18 protein-coding genes and 1 tRNA gene are annotated in these 22530 nt (G+C 72.6%); 17 read left to right on the top strand and 2 right to left on the bottom strand.

What is annotated here, in order from left to right; genetic code table 11:
• The first annotated feature begins 15 nt into the window (after positions 1-15).
• The 15 genes from rpoZ (at position 16) to pyk (ending at position 17990) form a co-directional block, all read left to right on the top strand.
• Entirely contained in the window at positions 16-375 is a 360-nt protein-coding gene (rpoZ, locus tag Bequi_RS08430) for a DNA-directed RNA polymerase subunit omega (protein ID WP_249737492.1), read from the top strand.
• A gap of 13 nt (positions 376-388) precedes the next feature.
• A complete protein-coding gene (gene coaBC, locus Bequi_RS08425) occupies positions 389-1678 on the top strand; it encodes a bifunctional phosphopantothenoylcysteine decarboxylase/phosphopantothenate--cysteine ligase CoaBC (protein WP_249737491.1) in 1290 nt (429 codons plus the stop codon).
• Positions 1675-2883 carry a methionine adenosyltransferase gene (gene metK, locus Bequi_RS08420; protein WP_249737490.1) on the top strand — a complete coding sequence of 403 codons (1209 nt, stop codon included), beginning with the start codon at positions 1675-1677 and terminating at the stop codon, positions 2881-2883. Before coaBC ends, metK begins: the two co-directional genes overlap by 4 nt.
• Positions 2880-3269, top strand: a complete 390-nt coding sequence (hisI, locus tag Bequi_RS08415; protein ID WP_249737489.1) for a phosphoribosyl-AMP cyclohydrolase — start codon at positions 2880-2882, stop codon at positions 3267-3269. The genes metK and hisI overlap by 4 nt, the downstream gene beginning before the upstream one ends.
• Entirely contained in the window at positions 3266-4870 is a 1605-nt protein-coding gene (locus tag Bequi_RS08410) for an anthranilate synthase component I (RefSeq protein WP_249737488.1), read from the top strand. Before hisI ends, Bequi_RS08410 begins: the two co-directional genes overlap by 4 nt.
• The gene (locus Bequi_RS08405; protein WP_249737487.1) at positions 4867-5448 is read left to right on the top strand and encodes a Trp biosynthesis-associated membrane protein; all 582 of its coding nucleotides are present in this window, start codon (positions 4867-4869) and stop codon (positions 5446-5448) included. Before Bequi_RS08410 ends, Bequi_RS08405 begins: the two co-directional genes overlap by 4 nt.
• A 28-nt stretch (positions 5449-5476) precedes the next feature.
• Complete coding sequence (locus Bequi_RS08400; protein WP_249737486.1) at positions 5477-5758, top strand: HGxxPAAW family protein; 282 nt, start codon at positions 5477-5479, stop codon at positions 5756-5758.
• A complete protein-coding gene (locus Bequi_RS08395; protein WP_249737485.1) occupies positions 5755-6183 on the top strand; it encodes a DUF2752 domain-containing protein in 429 nt (142 codons plus the stop codon). Before Bequi_RS08400 ends, Bequi_RS08395 begins: the two co-directional genes overlap by 4 nt.
• 47 nt (positions 6184-6230) lie before the next feature.
• Positions 6231-7085 carry an indole-3-glycerol phosphate synthase TrpC gene (gene trpC / locus Bequi_RS08390; protein WP_249737484.1) on the top strand — a complete coding sequence of 285 codons (855 nt, stop codon included), beginning with the start codon at positions 6231-6233 and terminating at the stop codon, positions 7083-7085.
• The gene (gene trpB, locus Bequi_RS08385; protein ID WP_249737483.1) at positions 7082-8461 is read left to right on the top strand and encodes a tryptophan synthase subunit beta; all 1380 of its coding nucleotides are present in this window, start codon (positions 7082-7084) and stop codon (positions 8459-8461) included. Before trpC ends, trpB begins: the two co-directional genes overlap by 4 nt.
• Entirely contained in the window at positions 8458-9285 is an 828-nt protein-coding gene (trpA, locus tag Bequi_RS08380) for a tryptophan synthase subunit alpha (protein ID WP_249737482.1), read from the top strand. Before trpB ends, trpA begins: the two co-directional genes overlap by 4 nt.
• Positions 9282-10172: a prolipoprotein diacylglyceryl transferase gene (gene lgt / locus Bequi_RS08375; protein WP_249737481.1), complete on the top strand. Its 891-nt coding sequence runs from the start codon at positions 9282-9284 to the stop codon at positions 10170-10172. Before trpA ends, lgt begins: the two co-directional genes overlap by 4 nt.
• Before the next feature lie 129 nt (positions 10173-10301).
• Positions 10302-14870, top strand: coding sequence for a glutamate synthase large subunit (gene gltB / locus Bequi_RS08370; protein ID WP_249737480.1), 4569 nt, complete (start codon positions 10302-10304; stop codon positions 14868-14870).
• On the top strand, positions 14863-16341 hold the full coding sequence (locus Bequi_RS08365; RefSeq protein WP_249737479.1) for a glutamate synthase subunit beta: 1479 nt from the start codon (positions 14863-14865) through the stop codon (positions 16339-16341). The genes gltB and Bequi_RS08365 overlap by 8 nt, the downstream gene beginning before the upstream one ends.
• A gap of 176 nt (positions 16342-16517) precedes the next feature.
• The gene (pyk, locus tag Bequi_RS08360; protein ID WP_249737478.1) at positions 16518-17990 is read left to right on the top strand and encodes a pyruvate kinase; all 1473 of its coding nucleotides are present in this window, start codon (positions 16518-16520) and stop codon (positions 17988-17990) included.
• An 87-nt stretch (positions 17991-18077) separates the two neighbouring features.
• On the opposite strand, the gene Bequi_RS08355 is transcribed toward pyk, so the two are convergent.
• A tRNA-Leu gene (locus Bequi_RS08355) sits at positions 18078-18160 on the bottom strand.
• 218 nt (positions 18161-18378) lie between these two features.
• Between Bequi_RS08355 and Bequi_RS08350 the strand changes: the two genes are divergently transcribed.
• Positions 18379-19053 (top strand): ANTAR domain-containing response regulator, encoded by a 675-nt coding sequence (locus Bequi_RS08350; protein WP_249737477.1) that lies wholly within the window; start codon positions 18379-18381, stop codon positions 19051-19053.
• Positions 19054-19150: 97 nt separating this feature from the next.
• Here the strand turns inward: Bequi_RS08350 and Bequi_RS08345 are convergent, their stop codons facing one another.
• Positions 19151-19594, bottom strand: a complete 444-nt coding sequence (locus Bequi_RS08345; RefSeq protein WP_249737476.1) for a hotdog fold thioesterase — start codon at positions 19592-19594, stop codon at positions 19151-19153.
• A 62-nt stretch (positions 19595-19656) separates the two neighbouring features.
• Between Bequi_RS08345 and polA the strand changes: the two genes are divergently transcribed.
• On the top strand, positions 19657-22374 hold the full coding sequence (polA, locus tag Bequi_RS08340) for a DNA polymerase I (RefSeq protein WP_249737475.1): 2718 nt from the start codon (positions 19657-19659) through the stop codon (positions 22372-22374).
• The last annotated feature ends 156 nt before the right edge of the window (positions 22375-22530 follow it).

The raw sequence follows: 22530 nt of genomic DNA, 5'->3' as shown, positions 1-22530 counted from the left end.
CCGAAGGGACCTTCCGTGTTCGGAACCGTCGCCCACCCCGAGGGCATCACGAACCCGCCCATCGACCGCCTCCTCGAGGACGTCGACTCGAAGTACGCGCTCGTGCTGTACTCGTCCCAGCGCGCACGCCAGATCAACGCGTACTACGCGCAGCTCTCCGAGGGCCTGCTCGAGAACGTGGGCCCGCTGGTCGATGTCGCGAACCAGGAGAAGCCGCTGTCGATCGCGCTGCGCGAGATCGACGAGGGCCTGCTGGTCGCCCGCGAGATCGACGAGGCCGAGCTCGCCGCCGCCGCCGACGAGGAGCCGGTCCTCGCCCCGCTCGTCCTCGGCGACGACGCGCCCGAGCCGCCCAGCACCGACTTCACCTTCTGATCCGCTCCCGCTGATGAGCGCCGACAAGGCCGCCCCGACCTCTGCCCCGCTGCAGGGCAGGAGCGTGGTCGTCGGCGTCAGCGGAGGGATCGCCGCCTACAAGGCCGCGCACGTGGTGCGCGGCCTTGTCGCGTCCGGCGCCGAGGTCCGCGTGATCCCCACGCCCTCCTCGCTCGCGTTCGTGGGCGCTGCGACCTGGGAGGCGCTGAGCCATCACCGGGTCCTCACGAGCGTCTTCGAGGACGTGGAGCAGGTCGCGCACGTGCGGCGCGGCCAGGAGGCGGATCTCGTGGTCGTGGTCCCCGCGACCGCCGATCTGATGGCACGCGCGCGGATGGGCCGGGCTGACGACCTCCTCACCGCGACCCTGCTCATGGCGGGGGATCGCGCGCTGCTCGCCCCGGCGATGCACACCGAGATGTGGGAGAACCCGGCCACGCGCGAGAACGTCGCGGTGCTGCGCGAGCGCGGCATCCGCGTGCTCGAGCCCGCCGTCGGCCGTCTCACGGGACCCGACAGCGGTCCGGGCCGGCTTCCCGAGCCCGAGGCGATCCTCGCCGCCGTGCACGCGCAGCTCGGGGCCCCGCGCACCGCGGCACAGGACCTCGCCGGGGCGCGGATCGTCATCACCGCCGGCGGCACGCGCGAGGAGATCGATCCCGTGCGCTACCTCGCGAACCACTCCTCGGGGAAGCAGGGCTGGGCGCTGGCCCACGCCGCGCTCGCCCGCGGCGCGGAGGTCGCCCTCATCGCCGCGAACGTGCAGGCGCAGACCCCTCCGGGGGCGCGCCGCATCGACGTGGTCTCCGCGGCGGATCTCGCCGCCGCCGTCGCCGAGGCGCGCCGCTCCTGCGACGTGCTGATCATGGCCGCGGCGGTCGCCGACTTCACGCCCGTGGAGCGCTCCGGCGCGAAGATCAAGAAGACCGAGGACTCCGACGCTCCGGTGATCGCCCTGCGGCGCACCGAGGACATCCTGCACGCGAGCGTCGAGGAGCGGGCGGAGGGCGGCGGGCAGAGCCCCGCCGCGATCGTCGGCTTCGCCGCGGAGACGGGCGACTCCAGCGCGTCGAGCCTCGAGCTCGCGCAGCGCAAGGCCCGGCGCAAGGGCGCCGATCTCCTGGTGTTCAACGACGTCACCGCCGGGGTCTTCGGCTCCGAGAGCAACGCCGTCCAGATCCTCGACGCCCAGGGGGAGCTGCGCGCGGAGGCGGCCGGGGAGAAGATCACTGTCGCCCACGCCGTGCTGGATGAGACGCGGGGCGTCCTCGCGCAGAAGGGCTGGGTACCCTGGGACGCATGAGTTCCACGGCGCTGCGCTGCTTCACGTCCGAATCGGTGACCGAAGGCCACCCCGACAAGATCTGCGACCAGATCTCCGATGCCATCCTCGACGACATGATCGCCCAGGACCCCCAGTCCCGGGTGGCGGTGGAGACGATGGTGACCACGGGCCTGGTGCACGTGGCGGGCGAGGTGCGCACCTCCGGGTACACGGACGTCGCCCGCATCGTGCGCGACGTGATCCGCGAGATCGGCTACGACTCCTCGGCGAAGGGTTTCGACGCCGACTCCTGCGGCATCGAGGTCTCGATCGGCTCGCAGTCCTCGGACATCGCCCAGGGCGTCGACTCCTCGCTCGAGACGCGCGAGTCGGGGTCGACCGATCTGCTCGCCGGGCTCGGCGCCGGCGATCAGGGCCTCATGTTCGGCTATGCGTGCACGGACACCGCCGAGCTGATGCCGCTGCCGATCCACGCCGCGCACGCGCTCTCCGAGAACCTCTCGCGGGCACGGCGCGACGGCGTGCTGCCCTACCTCCGCCCCGACGGCAAGACCCAGGTGACCATCGGCTACGACGACGACGACATCGCCCGCTCGGTCGACACGATCGTCGTGTCCACGCAGCACGCCGAGGACGTCGACATCGAGAGCCAGCTCAAGCCCGGCCTGCGCTCCGTGGTCATCGCCCCCGTGCTCGAGGAGCTCGAGTCGTTCGGTCTGGACACCTCCTCCGTCACCTTCCACATCAATCCCTCGGGCCGCTTCGTGATCGGAGGCCCCAAGGGCGATGCGGGGCTGACCGGCCGCAAGATCATCGTCGACACCTACGGCGGCATGGCCCGCCACGGCGGCGGCGCCTTCAGCGGCAAGGATCCCAGCAAGGTCGACCGCTCCGGTGCGTACGCGATGCGCTGGGTGGCGAAGAACGTGGTCGCCGCGGGCCTCGCCGAGCGCTGCGAGGTCCAGGTCGCCTACGCGATCGGCGTCGCCGCGCCCGTCGGCCTCTACGTCGAGACGTTCGGGACCGGGAAGGTCCCCGACGCGCAGATCGCCCGCGCCGTCTCCGCCGTCTTCGACCTGCGCCCGGCCGCGATCATCGAGGAGCTCGACCTGCTGCGCCCGATCTACCAGCGCACCGCCGCGCACGGCCACTTCGGCCGGGAGCTGGAGGAGTTCACCTGGGAGCGCACGGATCGCGCCGAGGCCCTCGGCAGGGCGCTGTGAGCGCCGAGCAGGCGCCCCTGGACCCGCAGCTCGCCGCGCGGCTGACGCGCGATGCCCAGGGGCTCGTCGCGGCGATCGTGCAGGACGCGAGCAGTCGCGACGTGCTGATGCTCGGATGGATGGACGACGAGGCGATCCGCCGCACGCTCACCTCCGGTCGCGTGACCTTCTGGTCCCGCTCGCGCGGCGAGTACTGGCGCAAGGGAGACACCAGCGGCCACGCCCAGTTCGTGCGCGAGGTCGCGCTCGACTGCGACGGCGATGCGCTGCTCATCCGCGTCGATCAGATCGGGGCGGCGTGCCACCGCGGCACCGCGACCTGCTTCGACGGGGGAGAGGTCCCGGCCCTCGTCCTGGAGCCCGCGCACCGGGGCGTCACCGCATGAGCGGCGCCCAGAGCACCGGATCCGCCGATCGGGCGGCCGCCCCCGAGCACTACCCCGCGCTCGTCGGGGGCGTCGAAGGGGATGCGCTGGGGGTCGTCCAGCCGGACCTCGAGGGCTTCCGCGCCCTCGCCGGGGCGCAGCGCATCGTGCCCGTGACCCTGCGGCTCCTCGTCGACGAGGACACCCCGCTGTCGCTCTACCGCAGGCTGACCGATGCCGAGGATCCGCGCGGGACGTTCCTGCTCGAGTCGGCCGGAGAGGGAGAGGCCTCGCGCTGGTCGATCATCGGCGCGCGCGCGAGCGCGATCCTCACCGAGCAGGGCGGCGAGGCGCGCTGGATCGGCGATGCGCCCGCGGGGGTGCCGGTCGACGGCGACCCCATGGAGGCCCTCGCCGCGGTCGCGAGGGAGTTCCGCTCGGCGCGCGATCCCGAGCTGCCGCCGTTCACCGGCGGGCTTGTCGGCTTCCTCGCCTACGACGCGGTGCGCTACTGGGAGAAGCTGCCCGACGTCCCGGCCGACGAGATCGGCATCCCCGATCTGTCGATGCTGCTGGCCCAGGACGTCGCCGTCCACGACGCGCACGACGGGACCGTGCTGCTGGTCGCCAACGCCCTGAATCTCAACGGGACGGGCGAGGGCGTGGATGCCGCCTACGGGGATGCCCGCGCGCGCCTGGACTCCATGCTCGAGCGCCTGCGCCGCCCCCTGGCCACGCGCCCGCTGGTCTACCAGGGGGTGCGGGAGATCGCCCCGAAGGCCCGCACCTCGCAGCTCGAGTACGAGCGCTCCGTGACGGAGGCGGTCCGCGACATCGTGGACGGCGAGATCTTCCAGGTCGTCCCCTCCCAGCGCTTCTCGCTGCCGACGGCGGCGGATCCGCTGGACGTCTACCGGGTGCTGCGCCGCATGAACCCCAGTCCGTACATGTTCCTGCTGCGCACCGTGGACGGCGACGGCGAGCCGATCGACGTGGTCGGCGCGAGCCCCGAGTCGCTGGTCACCGTGCGGGGACGCACCGCGACCACGCATCCGATCGCCGGCTCCCGGCCGCGCGGAGCGAGCCCGGAGGAGGACGCCTCCCTCGCCGAGGGCCTGCTGGCCGATCCCAAGGAGCGCAGCGAGCACCTGATGCTCGTCGACCTCGCGCGCAACGACCTGCAGCGGTTCTGCGAGCCGGGCAGCATCGTGGTGCGCGACTTCATGCACATCGAGCGCTTCAGCCACATCCAGCACATCGTCTCGACCGTCACCGGCCAGCTGCGCGAGCGCAGCACGGCCTACGACGCCCTGCGCGCGACCTTCCCCGCGGGGACCCTCTCGGGCGCCCCGAAGCCGGCGGCCATGCGCATCATCGACCGCCTCGAGCCGGTGCGGCGCGGCGTCTACGGCGGGACGGTCGGGTACATCGACTTCGCCGGCGACATGGACATGGCGATCGCGATCCGCAGCGCCGTCCTCAAGGACGGCACCGCGCACGTCCAGGCCGGCGGGGGAGTGGTCGCCGACTCCGACGCGACCATGGAGCACCGCGAGTCCCAGGCGAAGGCCGCGGCCGCTCTGCGCGCCGTGGCCTCTGCCGACACGGTGCGCGACGCATGACCCGACGCGCTGCGGTGCTCGGGGGGATCGTCTGCGCGATCATCCTGGCGGCGCTGTCCCGGGCGACGTGGGCGCGCGCGCAGGGCGCCGACCTCGCCGGAGCGATGCGCACCGTCGAGGTTCCCGGGAGCCAGGCCGCTCCCGCCGTCGTGGCCCTCGCTCTGGCGGCAGGGGCCGCCGCGCTCGCGACGACGCTCGCCGCGCGCTGGGTGCACCTGCTGACCGGTCCCGTCCTCGTGGTCACCGGGCTCGGCGCGGCCGCGAGCGCGCTGCTCTTCCGCAGCGATCCCTCCAGCGGTGCGCGCGGCGCGCTGCTCGCCGAGACCGGCGTGCTCGGCGGCGACATGCAGGCGAGCGCCACCCTCTGGCCGCTCGCGGTCCTCGCACCGGCCGCGGGACTGGTGCTGATCGGCGCCCTGGTGCTCCTGCGGGGCCGCACCTGGTCGGCGGCCGCCCGGACCCGCTCGCGCTACGCCCGCGCCACCGAGCCCGTGCCCGAGCACGCAGATCCGCAGGAGGATCCCGCCGCCGTGTGGGACGCCCTCTCGCGCGGTGAGGATCCCAGCCGCCGCCGCTGAGAGCCCAGCGGCCTCCTCGCGTGGCAGAATGGCAGAGCCCGTCCACCGCACCGGAGAGAGCACCATGTCGAAGACCTACACCGTTCCCCCGCCCCCTCCGCACAACGAGGGCAACACCGTCGCCGCCTGGACGATGACCGTCGGCGTCATCCTCGGCGCGATCGTGCTGGCCTTCGGTCTCGTCCTCGGGAATTCCGTGCTCGTGATCGCCGGCGCCGCAGTGATCGGCCTGACGCTGGTGGCCTCGTTCGCCCTGCGCGCTGCGGGCTACGGTCAGAAGCGGAAGAACTCCGCGGTCATCGCCCAGTGACGGCACAGGCAGGCCCGCGCGCAGCGGTCCTGCCGCTGGGTCTCCTGGCGGCGGCCGGGGCCCTGGCCCTCGCCGTGCAGGCGGTGTTCGACCCCTTCACCCAGCACATCCCGCTGTGCCCCGTGCGGGCCGCGACCGGGCTTCTGTGCCCCGGCTGCGGAGCGATCCGCGCGGTGCACGCCCTGCTCGAGGGGGACCTCGCGCTCGCCCTGCACAGCAACGCGCTGCTGGTGCTCCTGCTGCCGATCGCGGCGGCGTGGCTCGCGATCTGGACCGTCCGGCGCATGCGCGGATCGAGCCGCACGATGCTCCCGCCGAGCTGGCTGGTCGTCACCCTCGCCGTGATCGCGCTGCTCTTCGGAGCGCTGCGGAACCTCCCGGCGCTCTCCGTGCTCGCGCCTCCCTCGCTGGTCCCCGGCCTGTAGGGCCGCGACCACCCCGACCACCCGCCTGCCCACCCCATGGAGGATCAGTGACCTCGACCGGAACCGTGCTCGACGCGATCATCGCGGGTGTGCAGGAGGATCTCGCCGCCCGGCGTGCGCGCATCCCGCTCGAGCAGATCCAGGAGGAGGCGGCGGCCGCTCATCCCGCCCGGGACGCGCGGGCGAGCATCGCGGGCGACGGCTCCGCCGTCGGCCTGATCGCCGAGGTCAAGCGGCGCAGCCCTTCCAAGGGCGCTCTCGCGCAGATCCCCGATCCCGCCGCTCTCGCCTCGATCTACGAGAGCAGCGGCGCGGGCGCGATCAGCGTGCTGACCGAGGAGCGCCGCTTCGGGGGGTCCCTCGCGGATCTCGACGCCGTGCGCGCCGCCGTCGACTGCCCGGTGCTGCGCAAGGACTTCATGGTCGACCCGTACCAGGTGCACGAGGCGCGCGCCCACGGCGCGGACCTGATCCTGCTCATCGTGGCCGCCCTCGAGGACTCCCAGCTCGCGCAGATGCATGCGCTCGCGACGGAGCTCGGGATGCAGGTCCTCGTAGAGACCCACACGGAGGCCGAGCTCGAGCGGGCTCTGGCCCTGGACGCGCAGCTCATCGGCGTGAACGCACGCGACCTCAAGACCCTGGACGTCGACCTCGACCGCGCCGCCGCCCTGCTGCGGAGCATCCCTGCCGGGCCGCTCGCCGTGGGGGAGAGCGCCGTGTTCTCCGTCGCCCATGTCCGGGCCTACGCCGCCGCGGGGGCCGACGCCGTCCTCGTCGGCGAGGCCCTCGTGACCGGCAGCGATCCGGCCGCCTCGGTGCGCGCCTTCAGCACGGTCCCCCGCACGGGCCGCACCCCGCGCCTGTCCACCCCCTCAGCGAACGGAGAGACCGCACGATGAGCGACAGCTCCACCGCCCTGCGCGATGCCCAGGGCCCCTACTTCGGACGCTTCGGCGGCCAGTTCCTGCCCGAGGCCCTCCTCCCCGCCCTCCACGAGGTCTCCGAGACCTACGAGAAGGCCCTGGTGGATCCCGAGTTCACGAGCGAGCTGTCCCGGCTCGCCCGCGAGTACTCCGGCCGTCCCTCCCTGCTCTCGGAGGCGCCGCGCTTCTCCCGCCTCACGGGCGGCGCGCGGATCCTGCTCAAGCGCGAGGACCTCAACCACACCGGCTCCCACAAGATCAACAACGTCATCGGCCAGGCGCTGCTGACGCTGCGCATGGGCAAGAAGCGCGTGATCGCCGAGACCGGCGCCGGCCAGCACGGCGTGGCCACGGCCACGGCCGCGGCGCTCTTCGGCCTGGACTGCACCATCTACATGGGCGAGGAGGACACCCGCCGCCAGGCGCTGAACGTCGCCCGCATGCGGCTGCTCGGCGCGGAGGTCGTCCCCGTCACCCACGGCTCGCGCACGCTCAAGGACGCGATCAACGAGGCGTTCCGCGACTGGGTGACCAACGTGGAGACGTCGAACTACATCTTCGGCACCGCCGCGGGACCGCACCCCTTCCCGAGCCTCGTGCGCGACTTCCAGAAGGTCATCGGCGAGGAGGCGCGCGAGCAGGTCCTCGCCCTCACCGGGTCCCTTCCCGACGCGGTCATCGCGTGCGTCGGCGGCGGCTCCAACGCGATCGGCATGTTCCACGCCTTCCTCGACGACGCGGACGTGCGCCTCATCGGCTGCGAGGCGGCCGGCGACGGCGTGGACACGCCCTTCCACGCGGCCACGATCTCGAAGGGCAGGCCGGGCGTCCTCCACGGCGCCCGCAGCTTCATGCTCCAGGACGATGACGGCCAGACGATCGAGAGCCACTCGATCTCCGCGGGCCTGGACTATCCGGGCGTCGGCCCCGAGCACTCCTGGCTCGCGGACATCGGCCGCGCCGAGTACCGCGGCATCACGGACGCCGAGGCCATGGACGCGTTCGCCCTGCTGTCGATGACCGAGGGGATCATGCCCGCGATCGAGTCCTCGCACGCCCTCGCCGGCGCGATCGCGCTCGGCAAGGAGCTCGGAGAGGGAGCGGTGATCATCGTGAACCTCTCCGGCCGCGGCGACAAGGACGTCCACACCGCCTCCGAGTGGTTCGGGCTCCTCGACGGCGACCCCGCCGACGAGACCGACGACGGCACCGAGCCGGAGGAGGCCGAGCCCACCGGCACCGACGGGCTCACGCGGCACGGGCGCGCCGATCTCACCGCACTGCGGGACCTCGCCCGCTCGACGATGCCGGCTGCCACCGCCGGCCAGGACATCACGGAGGATCGGGCATGAGCGAGCGACTGCGCAGCGCCGACGTCATCGATGCGGCCCTCGATCAGGGGCGTCCGGCGCTCATCGGCTACCTCCCCGTCGGGTTCCCGAGCGTGGAGGCCTCCATCGCCGCCGCGCGCACCCTGATCGACCACGGGGTCGACGCGATCGAGCTGGGGCTTCCCTACTCCGACCCCGTCATGGACGGCGCCGTCATCCAGGAGGCGGCCACCGCCGCTCTCGCAGCGGGCACCCGCACCTCCGACGTGCTGCGCGCCGTGGAGGCGCTCTCCGGCCGCGGCGCCGCGATCATGGTGATGTCCTACTGGAACCCGATCCTCGCCCGGGGCGTCGAGCCGTTCGCGCGCCGCTTCGCGGACGCCGGCGGGGCCGGTCTCATCACCCCCGATCTCATCCCCGACGAGGCGAGCGACTGGATCGAGGCCAGCGATCGCCACGGCCTGGACCGCGTCTTCCTCGTCGCTCCCAGCTCTCCGCGCGAGCGACTGGCCTACGTCGCCGAGCGCACCCGCGGATTCGTCTACGCCGCGAGCACGATGGGCGTCACCGGCACCCGCACCTCGGTCAGCGACGCCACCGCGGGCCTCGTGGAGCGCACGCGCGCGGCCGGGGCGCAGCGGGTCTGCGTCGGCCTCGGCGTCTCCACCGGTGCGCAGGCCGCGCAGGTGGGCGCCTATGCGGATGGCGTCATCGTCGGCTCCGCCTTCGTCAAGGCGATCATGGCCGGCGAGGGCGATCTCGGCGCTCTCGCGCAGACCGCTCAGGACCTGCGCGCCGGCGTGGACCGCGCGCGCGCCGGCGCAGCGGACGGCTCGCCGCGATGATCTTGGCGGGGATCCCGAGCCCGACGGTCTCCACGCTGAGCATCGGACCGCTGACGATCCACTTCTACGCCCTGTGCATCCTGGCGGGCATCGCGGCGGCGTATCTCTGGGCGTCGCGGCGCTGGCAGTCCCGCGGCGGCAGCGCGGACGACCTGTTCGACATCGTGTTCGCTGCGGTGATCGCGGGGATCATCGGCGCGCGCATCTGGCACGTCCTGACCTCTCCCGCCCCGTACTTCGGCGAGGACGGCGACCTCTGGGCGATCCTGCGCATCTGGGAGGGCGGCCTCGCGATCTACGGCGCGGTCGCCGGCGGCGGCCTCGCCGTGTGGATCATGTCCCGCGTGCGCGGAGCGTCCTTCGCGGTCCTCGCCGACGTCATCGCGCCCACCCTGCTGCTCGCCCAGGCCATCGGGCGCCTGGGCAACTGGTTCAACCAAGAGCTCTACGGCGGCCCCTCCGATCTGCCCTGGGCGGTGGAGATCTCCTGCCGGCAGAACGGCGGGGTGATCCCCGGCTGCACGCCGGGCACGTACGAGCCCACCTTCCTCTACGAGATCCTGTGGAACCTGGCCGGCTGCGCCGTGCTGGTGCTGCTCTCGCGCCGCTTCCGCCTCGGCGGCGGGCGCACGTTCTGGCTGTACGCGGCGATCTACTCGACTGGCCGCGCTCTGATCGACTCGCTGCGCACCGAGCCGGTGATGATGATCGGCGCGCTGCGCATCCACACGGTCATCGCGCTGGTGGTGCTGGTGATCTCGGTGCTCATGCTCGTGCTGCTGACGCGGCGGCGCGCGCACCGCGGCGGGGAGGCGGTCGCAGCGGACGGCAGCTGGGAGCTCGGCTCGCGCGCCCGGCGGCATCGCTCCACTGATCCCGTCTCATGATCTGAGCAGTTTCGTCCCAGACTGCGGGAGCACTGCGTACAGTGTGCGCAGGCAATGGGTGCCCGCGGGCGACCCGTCTGCCCGCGGATCCACGCCCGGCCCCCGCCCCGGCCATGGAAGGACCCGCGCATGCGTCCCCTGAGCTCTCGTTTCTCCGCCCTCCCCGCTGCCGCCGGGCTCTACCGCCCGACGGATGAGCACGACGCCTGCGGCGTGGCCATGATCGCCACCACGCGCCGCCGCGCGGGCCACGACATCGTCGAGCACGCGCTCACCGCGCTCGAGAACCTCGACCACCGCGGAGCCGTCGGCGCCGAGGAGACCACCGGCGACGGCGCCGGGATCCTCACCCAGCTGCCCCACCGCCTGCTGCGCGAGGAGCTCGAGGCGCAGGGGATCGCCCTGCCCGCTCCGGGGGAGTACGCCGCGGGCCTGTGCTTCCTCCCCGCCGACGCGGCCGCGCGCGCCGCGGAGACCGCGCTCATCGAGGACATCGCCGCGCAGGAGGGCCTGGATGTCCTCGCCTGGCGCGAGGTCCCGGTGGTGGACGGGCTCGTCGGCCCCAGCGCTCGCGCGGCACAGCCGCACTTCGCCCAGCTCCTGCTGACGGACCCCGCGGGGGAGCGCAGCGGCCTCGCGCTCGAGCGCGCCGCCATCGCCGTGCGCCGACGCAGCGAGCACGCCGGAACGAGCTACTTCACGGGCCTGTCCACGCGCACCATGGTCTACAAGGGGATGCTCACCACCGCCCAGCTCGGCGCGTTCTTCCCGGACCTCGCGGATCCCCGCTACGAGAGCGAGATGGCGATCGTGCACTCGCGCTTCTCGACGAACACCTTCCCCGCGTGGCCGCTCGCGCATCCCTTCCGCATGCTCGCCCACAACGGCGAGATCAACACGGTCGTCGGCAACCGCAACCGCCTGCGCGCCGCCGAGGGCCGCATGGCCACCGACGCCTTCGGCGAGGACTTCTCGCGGATCCTCCCGGTCAGCAGCCCCGGCGCCTCGGACTCCGCGAGCCTGGACGAGATCCTCGAGCTGCTGGTGCTCAGCGGCCGCTCGCTCCCGCACGCGATGATGATGCTGGTCCCCGAGCCGTGGGAGAACGATCCCCGCATGGACCCGGAGCGGCGGGCCTTCTACGAGTTCCACGCGGCGATCCAGGAGCCCTGGGACGGCCCCGCCGCCCTCGTCGTCTCCGACGGCTCCACGGTCGCCGCGAAGCTCGACCGCAACGGCCTGCGGCCGCTGCGCTACTGGATCGACCAGGACGGACTGGTCGTGCTCGGCTCCGAGGCCGGGATGATCCCGATGCCCGCCGAGCGGATCGCGCACAAGGGCCGGGTCGCCCCGGGCGAGATCTTCGCGGTCGACCTCGAGGCCGGACGGATCCTCACGTCCGGGGAGGTCGCCGCCGAGGTCGTCGGGCAGCACCCCTGGCGCCAGTGGCTCGCGGAGCAGTCCATCGCTCTGGCCGACCTCCCGCAGCGTGAGCCCGTCTGGCATTCGCGCTCCTCGATCACCCGCCGCCAGCAGACCTTCGGGTACACGGAGGAAGAGCTGCGGATCCTCCTCGCGCCGATGGCCGCGAAGGGCGCCGAGCCCATCGGCGCCATGGGGACCGACACTCCCGTCGCCGTGCTGTCGGACCGACCCCGCCTGCTGTTCGACTACTTCACCCAGGCGTTCGCCCAGGTCACGAACCCCCCGCTGGACTCGATCCGCGAAGCTGTGGTCACGAGCCTGCGGGTCGGCATCGGCGAGGCGCGCAACCTCCTGGAGGCGACGCCCGCGCACGCCCGCCAGCTCCAGCTGCCCTACCCGGTGATCGACAGCGACCAGCTCGCGCGCATCCTCGCGATCGCCGCGAACCCCCGCACCGCGGACCTGCACACCGTGCGCCTGCGCGGGCTGTACCCCGTGGAAGGCGGCGCGCCCGCTCTCGAGCAGCGCCTGCGGGAGCTGTGCGAGGAGGCAGTCGCCGCGATCGACGACGGCGCGACCTTCCTGGTGCTCTCCGATCGCGACTCCAACGCCGCCCTCGCACCGATCCCCTCGCTCCTGCTCACGAGCGCCGTCCAGCACCACCTGATCCGCACCGGCCGGCGCACGCGCGCCGCGCTGCTGGTGGAGGCCGGGGATGTGCGCGAGATCCACCACGTGGCCCTGCTGATCGGCTACGGCGCGAGCGCGGTCAACCCGTACCTCGCGCTGGAGAGCGCCGGGGACCTGTCCGCCCGTGACCTCGTGGGAGGGGTCGGCGAGGAGCGCGCCGTCGCGAACCTCGTGCAGGCGCTCAGCAAGGGCGTCCTGAAGATCATGTCCAAGATGGGGATCTCCACGGTCTCCTCCTACCGCGGCAGCCAGCTCTTCGAGGCCATCGGCCTGTCCGAGGAGCTCGTGGACGAATGGTTCCCCGGCACCACCAGCCGGCTCGGCGGGATCGGGCTGGAGGTGATCGCCGCGGAGTGCGCCCAGCGCCATGCGCTCGCCTACCCGCCGGAGGGCGTGGGCAGCCCCCACCGCCGTCTCGAGGTGGGAGGGGAGTACCAATGGCGGCGCGAGGGCCCGCCCCACCTGTTCACCCCCGAGGCCGTCTTCCGCCTGCAGCACTCGACGAGGGAGCGGCAGTACGACGAGTTCCGCCGCTACACCGACGAGGTCGACGACCAGTCCGAGCGCCTGATGACGCTGCGCGGCCTGATGCGCCTGCGCACGGAGGCCGCTCAGCCCGTGCCGCTCGAGGAGGTCGAGCCGGTCTCCTCGATCGTCACGCGCTTCATGACCGGCGCGATGAGCTACGGCTCGATCTCGCGCGAAGCGCACGAGACGCTCGCGATCGCCATGAACCGCCTGGGCGCGATGTCGAACTCGGGGGAGGGCGGCGAGGAGCCGGACCGCCTGCACGATCCCGAGCGCAACAGCGCGATCAAGCAGATCGCCTCCGGCCGCTTCGGCGTCACCAGCGAGTACCTCGCCTTCGCGCGCGACATCCAGATCAAGATGGCGCAGGGCGCGAAGCCCGGCGAGGGCGGCCAGCTCCCGCCGGAGAAGGTCTACCCGTGGATCGCGCGCACCCGGCACTCGACGCCGGGCATCGGCCTGATCTCCCCGCCGCCGCACCACGACATCTACTCCATCGAGGATCTCGCCCAGCTGATCCACGACGCGAAGTCGGCGAACCCCGCCGCGCGCATCCACGTCAAGCTCGTCTCCCGCTTCGGCGTGGGCACGGTGGCGGCGGGGGTCTCCAAGGCCCACGCCGACGTCGTCCTCGTCTCCGGCCACGACGGCGGCACCGGCGCGAGCCCGCTGAACTCCCTCAAGCACGCCGGCACCCCGTGGGAGCTGGGCCTCGCGGAGACCCAGCAGACCCTGCTGCTCAACGGCCTGCGCGATCGCATCACGGTGCAGGTCGACGGGCAGATGAAGACCGGCCGTGACGTGGTCATCGCCGCGCTGCTCGGCGCCGAGGAGTACGGCTTCGCGACCGCGCCCCTGGTGGTCTCCGGCTGCATCATGATGCGCGTGTGCCATCTCGACACGTGCCCGGTCGGCGTGGCCACGCAGAACCCGGAGCTGCGCGAGCGCTTCACCGGGAGAGCGGACTACGTGGTCACGTTCTTCGAGTTCGTCGCCCAGCAGGTGCGAGAGCATCTGGCAGCGCTCGGCCTGCGGAGCCTCGACGAGGCCGTCGGCCGGATCGACCTGCTCGACGTCGAGGAGGCGAACCGCCGCTTCAAGCAGGAGGGGCTGGACCTCGGACCGATCCTCTCCGCTCCCGAGATCTTCGAGGGCGACCACGTGCGGCGCACGCGGGAGCAGGAGCACTCGTTGGAGATCGCGGCGGACCATCCCTGGATCGCGCAGGCGGCCGGTGCCCTCGAGGGCGGCGAGAGCGTGCGGATCCGCGGCGAGATCCGCAACGTCCAGCGCACCGTCGGCACCCTGCTGGGCTACGAGGTCACGCGCCGCCATCGCGGCGCGGGTCTCCCGCAGGACTCGATCGTCCTGGAGCTCACCGGAACGGGCGGGCAGTCCCTCGGCGCGTTCCTGCCCTCCGGCGTGAGCATGGAGGTGACCGGAGACGCGAACGACTACGTCGGCAAGGGCCTGTCCGGAGGCGTGATCGCGATCGGCCACGGCGCCGGCACCCCCGCTTCCCTCGACTCGGCGACGATCGCCGGCAACACCTGCGGCTACGGCGCGACCAGCGGCTCCCTGCTGCTCGCCGGCCGCGCCGGAGAGCGGTTCGGCGTGCGCAACTCCGGGGCCACCATGGTCGTCGAGGGCATCGGCGACCACGGCGCCGAGTACATGACCGGAGGCGCGATCGTCATCCTCGGCCCGACGGGGAGGAACCTCGGCGCCGGCATGAGCGGGGGCACCCTGTTCGTGCTGGACCTCGACCCCGACGTCCTGAACCCGGACGACACGCCCGGCTTCGAGATCACCCCCGTGCGCCCCGAGCACCGAGAGTTCGTGCTCGAGACCATCGCCGAGCACGCGCGCCGCACGGGCTCCGACCGCGCGAGCGCCCTGCTCGCCGATCCCGACGGCCTGCTGTCCCGGCTCACGCAGATCGCTCCGCGGGAGTTCCTGCGGATCACCGAGATCCGCGAGCGCGCCGCCGACAGCGGCATCGACCCCGATTCCCACGAGGTGTGGAACACGATCCTGGAGGGCTCCCATGGCTGATCCCCGCGGTTTCCTGAAGGTCCGCGACCGCGAGCTGCCCGCTCGCCGTCCCGTGCCGCTGCGGCTGATGGACTGGCGCGAGGTCTACGAGATCCGCGAGCACGGCCAGCAGGGCGTGGTCCCGCGCCAGGCGGGGCGCTGCATGGACTGCGGCATCCCGTTCTGCCACCAGGGCTGCCCGCTCGGCAACCTCATCCCCGAGTGGAACGAGCTCGTGTACCGGGAGGACTGGCGCGAGGCCGCCGAGCGCCTGCACGCCACGAACAACTTCCCGGAGTTCACGGGCCGCGCGTGCCCTGCTCCCTGCGAGTCCAGCTGCGTGCTCGGCATCAACCAGCCCCCGGTCACCATCAAGAACATCGAGGTCTCGATCATCGATCGCGCCTTCGAGGAGGGGTGGGTGACGCCGCTGGAGGCGCCCCGCCAGAGCGGCCGCACGGTCGCAGTGGTCGGCTCCGGGCCCGCGGGTCTCGCCGCCGCCCAGCAGCTCACGCGCGCCGGGCACAGCGTCGTGGTCCTCGAGCGGGATGACCGCATCGGCGGGCTCCTGCGGTACGGCATCCCCGAGTTCAAGCTCGAGAAGCGCCACCTCGCGCGGCGGCTCGAGCAGATGCGCGCCGAGGGCACCCGCTTCCGCACCGGGGCGGCCGTCGGCGGCGAGGGAGAGGGCGCGATCAGCCTCGCGGAGCTGCGCAGCCGCTTCGACGCGGTGGTGCTCGCCACCGGCGCGCAGGCCCCTCGGGACCTGCCGGTCCCCGGCCGCGAGGCGGCGGGGATCCACAGCGCGATGGAGTACCTCACCCAGGCGAACCGCCGGGTCGAGGGCGATGAGGTCCCCGGGCAGATCACGGCCGAGGGGAAGGACGTCATCGTGATCGGCGGCGGCGACACCGGGGCGGACTGCCTGGGGACCGCGCTGCGCCAGGGCGCGCGCTCGGTCACCACGCTCGCGATCGGCTACCAGCCGCCGAGCGAGCGCGACGAGCGCCACCCCTGGCCGCTGCACCCGGTGCTGCTGGAGGTCTCCGGCTCCCATGAGGAGGGAGGGGACCGCTCCTACCTCGCCTCCACGACAGGGTTCGAGGTCGACCAGGACGGCGCGGTCGCCGGGATCCGGGTGGCGCGCACGGTGATCGAGGACGGCCGCCGCGTGCCCGCCCCCGGCACCGAGCAGGTGCTGCCTGCGCAGCTGGTGCTGCTGGCGATGGGCTTCACGGGACCGGAGGACAACCAGGGCCTCCGCGAGGCCGGCGTGGCCCGTGACTCGCGCGGGAACCTCGCGCACGACGAGCGCTGGGAGACGACGGTCCCCGGCGTCTTCACCGCAGGCGACTGCGCCCGCGGGCAGAGCCTCATCGTCTGGGCGATCGCGGAGGGCCGCGCGTGCGCCGCCGCCGTCGATGCGCACCTCATGGGCTCCACCGCCCTTCCCGCCCCTGTCGCCCCGCACGCCAGAGCGCTCGCGCTCTGAGCCGAGAGCCTCGCCGCGCGGAGGGGAACTCGCGGCGAGGCTCTCGCTGTGCGCCGCGAGGCGCGATAGGGTGGGGACAACGGATCCCGGTGATGCGACCCCGTCAGAGGTGCGCTCAGTGTCGCCCGTCTGCAGGGGTCGGCCATCGGCCAGACCACTTCTACAGATGGGTTGACATGCGCAAAGCGAAGATTGTCTGCACGCTCGGTCCCGCGACCAGCAGCTACGAGCAGGTTCGCACTCTGATCGAATCCGGCATGAACGTGGCGCGGATGAATCTCAGCCACGGCACGTACGACGACCACGAGGCCGTCTACGCGAACATCCGCAAGGCCGCCGAGGACCTCGGCCGCAACGTGGCCGTGCTGGTCGACCTCCAGGGCCCGAAGATCCGCCTCGGCAACTTCGCCGACGGCCCCCACGACCTCGCCGTGGGCGACACCTTCGTCATCACCACCGACGACATCGTCGGCACCAAGGAGCGCGTCTCCACCACCTTCAAGGGCCTGCCGGGCGACTGCCGCCCCGGTGACGTCCTGCTGATCGACGACGGCAAGGTCTCGGTGCGCGTCACCGAGGTGACCGACACCGACGTCACCACGGTCGTGGAGGTCCCCGGCCCCGTCTCGAACCACAAGGGCATCAACCTCCCGGGCGTCGCCGTCTCCGTGCCCGCCATGAGCGAGAAGGACATCGCCGATCTGCGCTGGGGCCTGAACCTCGGCTGCGACCTCATCGCCCTCTCCTTCGTGCGCGATGCGCACGACATGGACGACGTGCTGCGCATCATGCAGGAGGAGGGGCGCCGCGTCCCCGTCATCGCGAAGATCGAGAAGCCCCAGGCCGTGCGCGCCCTGCGCGCGATCGTCGGCGCCTTCGACGGCATCATGGTCGCCCGCGGCGACCTCGGCGTCGAGCTGCCCCTCGAGCAGGTCCCCCTGGTGCAGAAGCGCGCCATCGAGCTCGCGCGCCGCAACGCGAAGCCCGTGATCGTGGCCACGCAGGTGCTCGAGTCGATGATCACGAGCCCCCGTCCCACGCGCGCCGAGGCCTCGGACTGCGCCAACGCCATCCTCGACGGCGCCGACGCGGTCATGCTCTCGGGCGAGACCAGCGTGGGCGCGTACCCCTTCGAGGCCGTGCGCACGATGGCGCGGATCATCAGCAACACCGAGGAGAACGGCGCCGACCGCATCATGCCGCTCGGCACGATCCCCCACACCCGCGGCGGTGCGATCACCCGCGCGGCGGCGGAGATCGGCGCCCAGCTCTCCGCGCAGTACCTCGTGACCTTCACCGAGTCCGGTGACACCGCGCGCCGTCTCGCCCGCCTGCGCCCCGGAATCCCCCTGCTGGCGCTGACCCCGTACGAGCACGTGCGCCACCAGCTCGCGCTGTCCTGGGGCATCGAGGCCATCCTGGTCCCGATGCAGAAGGACACCGATGAGATGGTGCGCGTGGTCGACGAGCTCATGCGCGAGCAGAAGGGCCTGCAGAAGAACGACCTGGTGGTCGTCGCGGCCGGTTCGCCCCCCGGCGTCCACGGCTCGACCAACACCCTGCGCGTGCACCGCATCGGCGATCTCGACGGCACCGAGTCCGCGCGCATCGAGGCCGATCGCATCGCCCAGGGCGCAGAGAACAGCTGAGGGATCACGGCCCGCTCCGCGAGGGGCGGGCCGGGATGCGATCGGGGCCGGCAGTCGCTGCAGCGACTGCCGGCCCCGCTCCTGTCGTACCGGATGCGGGGCTCGAACCCGCACGCCCTCACGGACAGCGCATTTTGAGTGCGCCGCGTCTACCATTCCGCCAATCCGGCTCGCCCCGGTGAGGGGGAGCGCCATCCGCCGGCAGACGCGCACGGGTGTGCACGCGCCGTCCGCCCGACAGAGCGGTGCGACCGGTGGACCCGGTGCGCCGAGGATGAGCTGGTCTAGAATGATACCCGCTGGATGAGGGGCCGCCCCGGCCCGGACCCGGCCACAACGAACAGTGCGCGGCTCTGCCGCCGCACGCACAGGAAGCGAGCCCGACCCCATGAACGAGGACACCCCGCGCGACCCCGACGCTGAGCTCGACACCGCGGTCCAGGACGCCCCGGCCGTCGCCGAGGAGGGCGCTGCTCCCGCCCGCCGCACCGCGGTCGTCGCCGAGGACGAGAGCCTCATCCGCATGGACATCGTCGAGACGCTCACCGAGGCGGGCTTCGACGTGGTCGCCGCGGTCGGGGACGGCGTCAGCGCCGTCGAGAAGGTGCGCGAGCTGCGCCCCGACATCGTCGTGATGGACGTGAAGATGCCGCAGGCGGACGGCGTCACCGCGGCGGAGGAGATCGGCGAGGAGAACCTCGCGCCCGTCGTCATGCTCACCGCGTTCTCCCAGTCGGAGCTCGTCGAGCGCGCCCGCGATGCCGGAGCGATGGCCTATGTGGTCAAGCCGTTCACCGCCGCGGATCTCCTGCCGGCGATCGAGATCGCGATCTCCCGCTACGCCCAGATCGTGGGCCTGGAGAACGAGATCCAGGATCTCGGTGAGCGGTTCGAGACCCGCAAGCGCGTGGACCGCGCCAAGGGCCTGCTGCAGGCGAACATGGGGCTCGCCGAGCCCGAGGCGTTCCGCTGGATCCAGAAGACCTCGATGGACCGACGGCTCACCATGCGCGAGGTGGCCGACGCGGTCGTCGACCAGCTGGGCGGCTCCGGCAAGGAGTGACCCGCCCGGGTCGGCGGTGCGCAGCGCAGCGGATCGTGCGCAGCGGATCGCCGATCGGAGACAGGTCCCGAGCGCGCGGGCCCGTGCTCGGCGCGCGTCAGCGCGGGGGCAGGAGCTGGGTCGTGACCTGGATCGTCGAGATGAGCGTGCCCTGCTCGTCGTGGACCTCCACGAGATACGCCGCGACCTGTCGGCCCAGCTGGCGCGCCGTGCACGTGGCGCGCACGCGCCCCGAGCGCGCAGAGCGGTGATGCACGGCGGAGACGGTGGTGCCCACAGCTGCGGCGCCCTCTCCGTGGACCGCCCGGGCCTGCAGGATCGCGGCCATCGACGCGACCGTCTCCGCGAGCGAGATCGTCGCCCCGCCGTGGAGGAGCCCCGCGGGCTGCAGATTGCCCTCCACGGGCATCGTCATCGCGCCGCCCTCCGGGGCCAGCTCCTCGAGCTCCATCCCCATGCGCGCGCTGAGCGTGCCCTCCAGGGCGGCGCGCAGCGCGCGGAGGCGGTCGTCGGTGCCGGGGAGCGCGGCGTCATGATCCATGCGCTCAGGGTGCCACAGGGCGCGCCCCGGAGCACGCGCGCTCTCGTGGGAGACTCATCCCCATGAGCTCGAGCGATCAGAACCTCCCCGCCGCCCCCGGACTCACCGACGGCCCCCTGCTGCTCATCGACGGGCACGCGATGGCGTTCCGCGCGTTCTTCGCGCTGCCGCCCGACGGATTCACCGACGGGCGCGGGCAGTCCACCAACGCCGTCTACGGCTTCGCCCGGATGCTGATCAACGTGGTGGCCGCCGAGCAGCCCGCCTATGTGGCCGTCGCGTTCGACATGTCGGGCGGAACGTTCCGCGATCGCATCTACGACCAGTACAAGGGCGGGCGCGACGAGACGCCCGCGCAGCTCGTCGGCCAGTTCCCGATGATCCAGTCCATGCTGAACGCGATGGGCGTGACCTGGCTGGAGGTCCCCGACTTCGAGGCGGACGACATCATCGCCACGCTCGCGACCCGCACGGCCGCCGAGGGCGGGGAGGCGCTGATCGTCACCTCCGATCGCGATGCGATCCAGCTGGTGAGCGAGCGCATCACCCTGCTGCAGCCCGTCAAGGGCGTCACCGAGATGCGCCGGATGGATCCCGCGGCGGTCGAGGAGAAGTACCAGGTCGCGCCCGAGCGCTACTGCGATCTCGCGGCGCTGGTGGGGGAGAGCGCCGACAACCTGCCCGGCGTGCCCGGAGTGGGGCCGAAGACCGCCGCGAAGTGGCTGAACCAGTACGGCGACCTCACGAACCTCCTCGCTCACGCCGAGGAGATCACCGGCAAAGCCGGCCAGTCGCTGCGCGACCACATCGCCGACGTCGAGCGCAACCGTCGCATGAACGCGGCGGTCCTGGACCTCGAGCTGCCCGCGGACCCTGCGGTCTACGCCCTGGGACGAGGGGACCGCGCCGCGCTGATGGGGGTCTTCGACGACCTCGCGTTCGGGCCGACGATCCGCAAGGACGTCCCCGAGGTGTTCCTCGCCGACGGGGAGGAGGGCGCCGAGCCCGCCGCCGCCGAGGAGCTGGGGGAGATCATCTCCGCGCAGGGGGAGCAGCTCGCGCGGCTGCTGGCCGGAGAGTTCGCGCAGGGCGCGGCGCTCGCGATCGACGGCCGCTGGGAGCTCGGATCCGGGGAGGCGACGGCGCTCGCGCTCTCCGCCGAGGGTGCGCTCGCGGTGGTCGATCTGCAGACGCTGGATCCGGAAGGGGAGTCGGCGCTCGCGTCCTGGCTCGCCGACGCCGCCGTCCCCAAGACCGCCCATGACGTCAAGCTCGCGATCCACCAGCTGCGCGGACGCGGCCTCGAGGTCGCCGGATGGCGCACGGACCTCGGGATCGCGGAGTTCCTGTGCCGGCCCGACCAGCGGCCCACGGATCTCGCCGGCCTCCTCATGCGCCACCTCAGCGAGGATCTGCAGGTCGCCAGCGCCGCCTCCCAGCAGGAGCTCTCCCTGGACTCCGGCGACGCCGCGCAGGAGGAGCTGGCGCGGGCGGCGGATGCGGTGCGCCGCCTCGAGCCGCTCCTGCGCGCGGACCTCGAGAAGCATGCCGCCGCCTCCCTCCACGACGACCTGGAGCTCCCGCTCGCCATGATCCTCGCGGACATGGAGGAGGCGGGGATCGAGGTGGACGACGCCCAGCTCGCGGAGCTCGACGAGGAGCGCGAGGGCCAGCAGCGGGCCGTCGCGGAATCGGCCTACGCCCACATCGGCGGGGACCGCATCAACCTCGGCTCCCCCAAGCAGCTGCAGGAGGTGCTCTACGAGCGGCTCGGCCTGCCCAAGGGGCGCCGCACCAAGACCGGTTACAGCACGGACGCCGAGACCCTCGCCGACCTCTTCGAGAAGACCGGGCACGGGTTCCTCGCGGATCTGCTCGCGCACCGCGATGTCACGAAGATGCGCCAGATCATCGAGACGCTGCGCCGCTTCATCGCCGACGACGGGCGCATCCACACCACCTTCCACCAGACGATCGCCGCGACGGGGCGGCTCTCCTCGAACAGCCCCAACCTGCAGAACATCCCGATGCGCACCGAGGAGGGACGGCGCATCCGCGGCGCCTTCCACGCCTCCGGCAGCGAGCAGGTGCTGCTCACGGCGGACTACTCGCAGATCGAGATGCGGATCATGGCCCACCTCTCCGAGGACGAGGGGCTGATCGAGGCGTTCCGCAGCGGGGAGGACCTGCACAACTACGTCGCCTCGCGCGTCTTCGACGTCGATCCGGAGGACGTCGGGCCGGCGATGCGCTCGAAGACCAAGGCGGTCAGCTACGGCCTCGCGTACGGGCTGAGCCCCTTCGGCCTCGCGCGCCAGCTGCGGATCTCGCAGTCCGAGGCGAGCGCCCTTCGCGACGGCTATTTCGAGCGCTTCGGCGGGGTGCGCGACTACCTCCGCGAGAGCGTCGAGGCCGCTCGCGCCACCGGCTACACCGAGACCATCCTCGGCAGGCGCCGCTATCTGCCCGACCTCAGGAGCGACAACCGCCAGCGCCGCGAGAACGCCGAGCGCGTCGCGCTGAACTCGCCCATCCAGGGCAGCGCGGCCGACATCATGAAGCTCGCGATGCTGCGCGTCGAGTCCGGCCTGCGAGGGGCCGGGCTGCGCAGCCGCATCCTCCTGCAGGTGCACGACGAGCTCGTGCTCGAGGTGCCGGGCGACGAGCTCGAGCAGGTGCGCGGGATCGTCGTGGACGGCATGGGCGCGGCCCATGAGCTCTCCGTGCCGCTCTCCGTGGGAGTGGGCGTGGGGAGGACCTGGCTCGAGGCCGGCCACTGAGGCCCGCTCCCGCTGCGGAGCGGGGGGCGGCGCAGCGGCGGCGATCACGGACGGCGCGGAGCACGGGCGGACGCTCGCGCCCGCTGAGGGGAGCTGGTAGGGTGGACGGGTCTGTGCGCGCCGCGCCAGGCGCGCACGTATCCCTACTCAATCCTG

Origin of the sequence: Brachybacterium equifaecis (genome assembly GCF_023509525.1) — a bacterium.
Classification (GTDB): Bacteria; Actinomycetota; Actinomycetes; order Actinomycetales; family Dermabacteraceae; genus Brachybacterium; species Brachybacterium equifaecis.
This window is presented reverse-complemented; position numbering and strand designations above follow the sequence as displayed.

What these genes read in the sequence shown, in the direction of transcription:
- gltB (WP_249737480.1), top strand. Translation starts at nt 10,302, where the DNA reads ATGCGTCCCCTGAGCTCTCGTTTCTCCGCCCTCCCCGCTGCCGCCGGG.
- Bequi_RS08350 (WP_249737477.1), top strand. Translation starts at nt 18,379, where the DNA reads ATGAACGAGGACACCCCGCGCGACCCCGACGCTGAGCTCGACACCGCG.
- trpA (WP_249737482.1), top strand. Translation starts at nt 8,458, where the DNA reads ATGAGCGAGCGACTGCGCAGCGCCGACGTCATCGATGCGGCCCTCGAT.
- polA (WP_249737475.1), top strand. Translation starts at nt 19,657, where the DNA reads ATGAGCTCGAGCGATCAGAACCTCCCCGCCGCCCCCGGACTCACCGAC.
- coaBC (WP_249737491.1), top strand. Translation starts at nt 389, where the DNA reads ATGAGCGCCGACAAGGCCGCCCCGACCTCTGCCCCGCTGCAGGGCAGG.
- Bequi_RS08345 (WP_249737476.1), bottom strand. Translation starts at nt 19,594, where the DNA reads ATGGATCATGACGCCGCGCTCCCCGGCACCGACGACCGCCTCCGCGCG.
- Bequi_RS08365 (WP_249737479.1), top strand. Translation starts at nt 14,863, where the DNA reads ATGGCTGATCCCCGCGGTTTCCTGAAGGTCCGCGACCGCGAGCTGCCC.
- Bequi_RS08410 (WP_249737488.1), top strand. Translation starts at nt 3,266, where the DNA reads ATGAGCGGCGCCCAGAGCACCGGATCCGCCGATCGGGCGGCCGCCCCC.
- trpB (WP_249737483.1), top strand. Translation starts at nt 7,082, where the DNA reads ATGAGCGACAGCTCCACCGCCCTGCGCGATGCCCAGGGCCCCTACTTC.
- metK (WP_249737490.1), top strand. Translation starts at nt 1,675, where the DNA reads ATGAGTTCCACGGCGCTGCGCTGCTTCACGTCCGAATCGGTGACCGAA.
- Bequi_RS08400 (WP_249737486.1), top strand. Translation starts at nt 5,477, where the DNA reads ATGGCAGAGCCCGTCCACCGCACCGGAGAGAGCACCATGTCGAAGACC.
- lgt (WP_249737481.1), top strand. Translation starts at nt 9,282, where the DNA reads ATGATCTTGGCGGGGATCCCGAGCCCGACGGTCTCCACGCTGAGCATC.
- Bequi_RS08405 (WP_249737487.1), top strand. Translation starts at nt 4,867, where the DNA reads ATGACCCGACGCGCTGCGGTGCTCGGGGGGATCGTCTGCGCGATCATC.
- pyk (WP_249737478.1), top strand. Translation starts at nt 16,518, where the DNA reads ATGCGCAAAGCGAAGATTGTCTGCACGCTCGGTCCCGCGACCAGCAGC.